The 5,235-nt window shown below is 56.1% G+C and carries 7 protein-coding genes; 2 read left to right on the forward strand and 5 right to left on the reverse strand.

Annotated elements, in window-relative coordinates:
• On the reverse strand, positions 1–564 hold a 564-nt coding region (locus Q0X57_RS07400; RefSeq protein WP_297729716.1), incomplete at its 3' end, for an aminodeoxychorismate/anthranilate synthase component II.
• Between the two features lie 255 nt (positions 565–819).
• Between Q0X57_RS07400 and Q0X57_RS07405 the strand changes: the two genes are divergently transcribed.
• Complete coding sequence (locus Q0X57_RS07405; protein WP_297729719.1) at positions 820–1,788, forward strand: aminodeoxychorismate synthase component I; 969 nt, start codon at positions 820–822, stop codon at positions 1,786–1,788.
• Positions 1,785–2,399, forward strand: a complete 615-nt coding sequence (locus Q0X57_RS07410) for an aminotransferase class IV (protein WP_297729722.1) — start codon at positions 1,785–1,787, stop codon at positions 2,397–2,399. The genes Q0X57_RS07405 and Q0X57_RS07410 overlap by 4 nt, the downstream gene beginning before the upstream one ends.
• A 21-nt stretch (positions 2,400–2,420) precedes the next feature.
• Here the strand turns inward: Q0X57_RS07410 and Q0X57_RS07415 are convergent, their stop codons facing one another.
• The 4 genes from Q0X57_RS07415 to Q0X57_RS07430 form a co-directional block, all read right to left on the reverse strand.
• On the reverse strand, positions 2,421–2,753 hold the full coding sequence (locus Q0X57_RS07415; RefSeq protein ID WP_297729725.1) for a hypothetical protein: 333 nt from the start codon (positions 2,751–2,753) through the stop codon (positions 2,421–2,423).
• A 105-nt stretch (positions 2,754–2,858) separates the two neighbouring features.
• Positions 2,859–3,005, reverse strand: a complete 147-nt coding sequence (gene rpmH / locus Q0X57_RS07420; protein ID WP_007364380.1) for a 50S ribosomal protein L34 — start codon at positions 3,003–3,005, stop codon at positions 2,859–2,861.
• Positions 3,006–3,149: 144 nt separating this feature from the next.
• Positions 3,150–3,947, reverse strand: coding sequence for a thymidylate synthase (locus Q0X57_RS07425; RefSeq protein ID WP_297729728.1), 798 nt, complete (start codon positions 3,945–3,947; stop codon positions 3,150–3,152).
• Between the two features lie 82 nt (positions 3,948–4,029).
• Positions 4,030–5,235, reverse strand: a 1,206-nt coding sequence (locus Q0X57_RS07430; RefSeq protein WP_297729731.1) for an acyl-CoA dehydrogenase family protein, incomplete at its 5' end; no start/stop codon positions are given.

Consider the following 5,235-nt stretch of genomic DNA (forward strand, 5'->3'; position numbering starts at 1 on the left):
GATGAAGTTGTGCAGGTAGCGGCGTCCGTGGTCGGAGATGTAGCTCTCGGGGTGAAACTGTACGCCCCAGAGCGGTAGGGCGCGATGCCGTAGCGCCATGATGGTGCCGTCGGACTGGGCGTGTGCCGTGACTTGTAGCGTGTCGGGGAGGTTGTCGGGCTGTACGACCCATGAGTGATACCGACCGATGTGGCTACCAGTGGGGATGTCTCGTAGCAATTCGTCGTGATGCTCGATGATGAGTTGGTCGGTGTGTCCGTGGAGGGGTGCTCGGAGCTGCGTTAGCTCAGCACCGCAGTAGGCTGCGAGTGCTTGATGTCCTAGGCAGACGCCCAGCATGGGCAGCTCTGTGTGGTAGCTGTCGATGAGCTCCATCAGGTGGGTCTGCTCCGTCGGTACCCCAGGGCCTGGTGAGAGTAGGAGTCCGTGACTGCGTGCGACTATGGCGGGCGTGATCTGCTCCGTGTAGTGTATCTCCAGGGTGCACTCGTCGAGCTGGCGCAGGAGCTCTACGAGGTTGTAGACAAAGGAGTCGTGATTGTCAGCTATCAGTAGATGTTTCATTACAAGCTACGAAGATAGTATATTTGCAGATACAAACGAAGCTTGTGGCCGTACTTGACGAGTAACGATTTGTCCAAACGCATCTGACGGGTAACGATTTGTAGGGACGCACGATCTGTGCGTCCGTTGTATCAAAGGTTACAGCGTCGTGGTTTTAACGGGGACGGACGCCCTCCCGCTAGACACTCCCGAGCGTCTCTACAGGTCGTTACTCGTCTCGTGGAGCGGATACATAATGCAGAAAGAGTGAATGATATGAAGCAGTCGATGATTGATAGGCTCAACGAACTGGGCGGGCAGGGCAAGCCATTTGTCTTCTGCCTAGACTACGAGATGAGCGAACTGATCCTTCTGGAGAAGCCCCTGGCGCAGCAAGAACTACTCTTCGATATTGGGGGCGTGACCAATTGCTTGGCACGCTCCGTGAGCGATACGTCTGCTGTGCTACGCGCCACACCGATTAGCGAGGAGGCTTATGCGGAGCGTTTCGCAGTGATCCGTCATGCGTTGGAGCGGGGCGATAGCTTTTTGGCTAATCTGACGGTGGCGACTCCCATAGAGCTGAATATTTCGCTGGAAGAGGTATTTCTTCGTTCGCAAGTGCGCTATAAGTGCTACTTGCCGGGACGATTCGTTTGCTTTTCGCCTGAGACCTTCGTGCGTATCGTGGGGAATGAAATCAGTTGCTACCCGATGAAGGGGACGATAGATGCGACCCTGCCCGATGCGGCTGAGACGATCCTCGGTGACTACAAGGAGACGGCCGAGCACTACACGATCACCGACCTGATACGCAACGACTTGAGCCGTGTGAGTCACAACGTGGCGGTGAGGCGCTTTAGGTATATCGATGAACTGGTTACTAGTCGTGGGCGCTTGCTGCAGGTGAGTTCGGAAATCGTTGGGCAGCTGAGTCCCAACTGGCGCGCTCATCTCGGGAGCATCCTGAACGAACTGCTCCCAGCGGGCTCTATTAGCGGGGCTCCCAAGGAGGCTACTGTACGGGCGATCGCTGTAGCGGAGGGGGAGCCGAGAGGCTTTTACACAGGCATCTGCGGATACTTCGACGGAGAGACACTGGACAGTGGTGTGATGATACGCTTCATAGAGCAGCAGGCGGATGGAGCGCTGCGCTACCGTAGCGGTGGCGGGATCACGATCAATAGTCACTGCGCGGAGGAGTATCGGGAGGTGTGTCAGAAGGTTTATCTACCATTCGTATGAGTCAAGTACCGTTATTATTGGAAAGCCTCCGCTACGTAGATGGAGAGCCGGAGCTGCTGCCTCTACACCAAGAGCGTGTCGACCGGTCGCTCGCTGAGTATGGCGTCAAGCCTCGCTGGCGGCTGGCGAACTATCTGGCGCTGCACCCTTGCCCTGCGTCACTCATGGGGGTGGTCAAGTGTCGTCTTCTATACGATGCGGAGCCTCTGGAGGTGGGCTACGCTCCTTATCATCGGCGTACGATCCAGTCGCTGAGAGCTGTCGCTGCACCTGCGCTGGACTACCATCTCAAGTGGGCCGACCGGGCGGCTTTACAAGCACTGCTAGCGTTGCGTGGCGATGCGGATGAGATTGTAATCGTTAATGAGGAGGGCTTGCTCACGGACAGCTCCTACACGAATATCGCTTTGCGCCAAGGAAACCGCTGGTACACGCCTCGTGTGCCACTACTTGCGGGGGTGCAACGGGCTCATTTGATCGCTGAGGGTGTACTAACGCCTCGCGACATACCGCTCGCCGAACTATCCGCCTACGACCGCATCGCCCTCATCAACGCTATGATGCCGTGGGCGGAGCGGATCGAGCTGCCTGTCGCGGAGATTAGAGACTAGAGTAGATCTGAGTGATCTGAGCTATCTGATGTCTCCGATAGCTCCGATGTCTCCGATAGCTCTGATGTCTCTGATAGCTCTGATGTCTCCGATAGCTCCGATGTCTCCGATAGCTCTGATGTCTCTGATGTCTCCGATAGCTCCGATAGCTCCGATGTCTCTGATGTCTCCGATAGCTCTGATGTCTCCGATGTCTCCGATAGCTCTGATGTCTCCGATGTCTCCGATGTCTCCGATGTCTCCGATGTCTCTGATGCCTCCGATAGCTCTGATATCTCCGATGTCTCCGATGTCTCTGATGTCTCCGATAGCTCCGATCCTCGCTGGCTCGCTTTCGACAAAAAACAAGCTCACACCTAGAGTAGCGTCTACTCTAGGTGTGAGCTTATACAAACGCTAGATAGCCCAGCTATCTAGAGCATATAACCTTATGGGTTAGAGAAGTGGTGCAACGGTATACTAGTACTCGTCAGATACAGACAGCTTAGCGCGACCCTTGGCGCGACGCATAGCTAGTACCTTGCGACCTGATGCTGTCGCCATACGAGCTCTAAATCCGTGCTTATTCTTTCTCTTACGGTTCGATGGTTGGAATGTACGCTTCATATCGGTATGTCTCTGATGCTTATGATTACTATGGTGAAGGACTTACTCGCCATGAGTAAAGGCTTCGGTTGGCAAAGGTACAAAAAATATCTTTACCTACCACAGCCCTAGAGTGACCGTAGATGCAACTATTAAATGAGAATGCTAGACGGAGACGGGCGCAGGGATGTGCGGGTAGGGGTTGTAGTCGGAGAGGGTGAAGTCGTCATAGACGAAGTCAAAGAGCGACTGCTCACGGTCTCGGAGGGTCATCGTGGGGAGTGGGCGTGGCGTGCGTGTGAGCTGCAGACGCGCCTGCTCGAGATGGTTCTTATATAGATGTGCATCGCCGAGGGTGTGGATGAAGCGCCCGGGACGTAGCCCTGTGACTTGCGCTGTCATCATGAGGAGGAGGGCGTAGGAGGCGATGTTGAAGGGGACCCCGAGGAAGATGTCGGCACTGCGCTGGTAGAGCTGCAGGTCTAGCTTATCCCCCACGACGTAGTACTGCATGAGACAGTGACAGGGGGAGAGGTGCATAAGGGGTAGGTCGGCAACGTTCCACGCTGAGACGACGATGCGGCGGCTGTCGGGCTGATGACGTATCAGGTCGAGCGCTTGCTGCATCTGGTCAATGGTCTGCCCCGTGTGTGGGTCGAACCAATGTCTCCACTGCGCCCCGTAGATGGGACCTAGGTCGCCCGCTTCGTCGGCCCACTCGTCCCAGATAGAGACCTTGTTGTCGTGCAGGTACTGAAGGTTGGTATCGCCCTTGAGGAACCATAGTAGCTCGTGAATGATACTGCGCAGGTGTAGCTTCTTGGTGGTGAGCAGGGGGAAGCCGTCGGCTAGGTCAAAGGTCATCTGATGTCCGAAGACACCGACGGTGCCAGTGCCCGTGCGGTCAGTACGTTCGTTGCCCTCGGTGAGGACACGCTCTATCAGGTCAAGGTATTGCTGCATAGTGGTACGTTGGTTAGAGTGAAGGGGCGGACAGATGGTCCGCCCGCCCCCTAAGAGATTGTCATTTACTCGTCTGTGTCCGCTACGCCTCAGCAGGCGTAGAGGTCTGCACAGCGTAGTGCTGGAGCTGCTTGGGATCGAAGCGACGTATCAGTCCCTCGCACTTGTCCATCTCTCCACTGGCGTACTGTATATATACGTGTGTGGAGTGCTCGTAGAGGTCGGGACGCTCCTGCGCGGCGATGAGTAGCAGGTGTGCGAAGATGCAGTGGCCACACATCTCGACGAGACGACGAGCGTGGTAGTCGAGGAGGGTCTGATCCTTTGCCTCGGTGACGAGCTCGGTACAAGCCTTGGCACGCTCTATCCAAGTGGCTAGTAGCTCCTTGGTCTCCTGCCACTCGGGCGAGACCGCTACCTGCTGGTACTCCTCTAGGCGTGCGAAGTATGTGCCAGTGGTGACGTGGCGGATAGCTGCTACGACCTGTAGCTGCGTGGTACCCTCGTAGATGTTGGTGATACGCACGTCACGATAGAGACGCTCGCAGGTGTAGTCCTTCATATAGCCTGAGCCACCGTATATCTGGATGCAGTCGTAGACGTTTTGGTTGGCTAGCTCGGTGCTCATGCCTTTGCCGATAGGCGTATAAGCGTCAGCCAAGCGGCTGTAGTACTTCTGCTCCTTGCGCTCCTCGGGGGTAAGCTTGCGCTCACGAGCTATGTCGTCGTAAGCCTTGTACATATCCACGAAGCGGCTCGTCTCGTAGAGATGCGCACGGGTTGCGTCAGCCTTAGCACGTATGAGGGCGAGCATCTCATAGACAGCGGGGAACTTGTCGATGGCGTGTCCATACTGATGACGGTCGGTAGCGTAAGCCTTAGCCTCACGATAGGCAGCCTCGGAGATACCGACAGCTTGCGCCATGATGCCTAGACGAGCGCCATTCATCAGAGACATGACGTAGCGAATGAGTCCTAGGCGACGCTCGCCACAGAGCTCGGCAGGAGCATCCTTGAAGACAAGCTCGCAGGTGGGGACACCCTTGATACCCATCTTGTGTTCTATGCGGCGGACGGTCACGCCCCCCTTCTTAGCATCATAGATAAACATCGAGAGACCACGCGCATCCTTGGTTCCCTCCTCACTACGTGCCAGTACGAGGTGGATATCGGAGTCGCCATTGGTGATAAAGCGCTTGACACCGTTGAGGTACCACTGCTGGTCAGCCTCGTTGTAGGTAGCCTTGAGCATAACGGCCTGCAGGTCACTACCTGCATCCGGCTCGGT

Origin of the sequence: uncultured Porphyromonas sp. (assembly GCF_947254915.1) — a bacterium.
Taxonomy (GTDB): domain Bacteria; phylum Bacteroidota; class Bacteroidia; order Bacteroidales; family Porphyromonadaceae; genus Porphyromonas.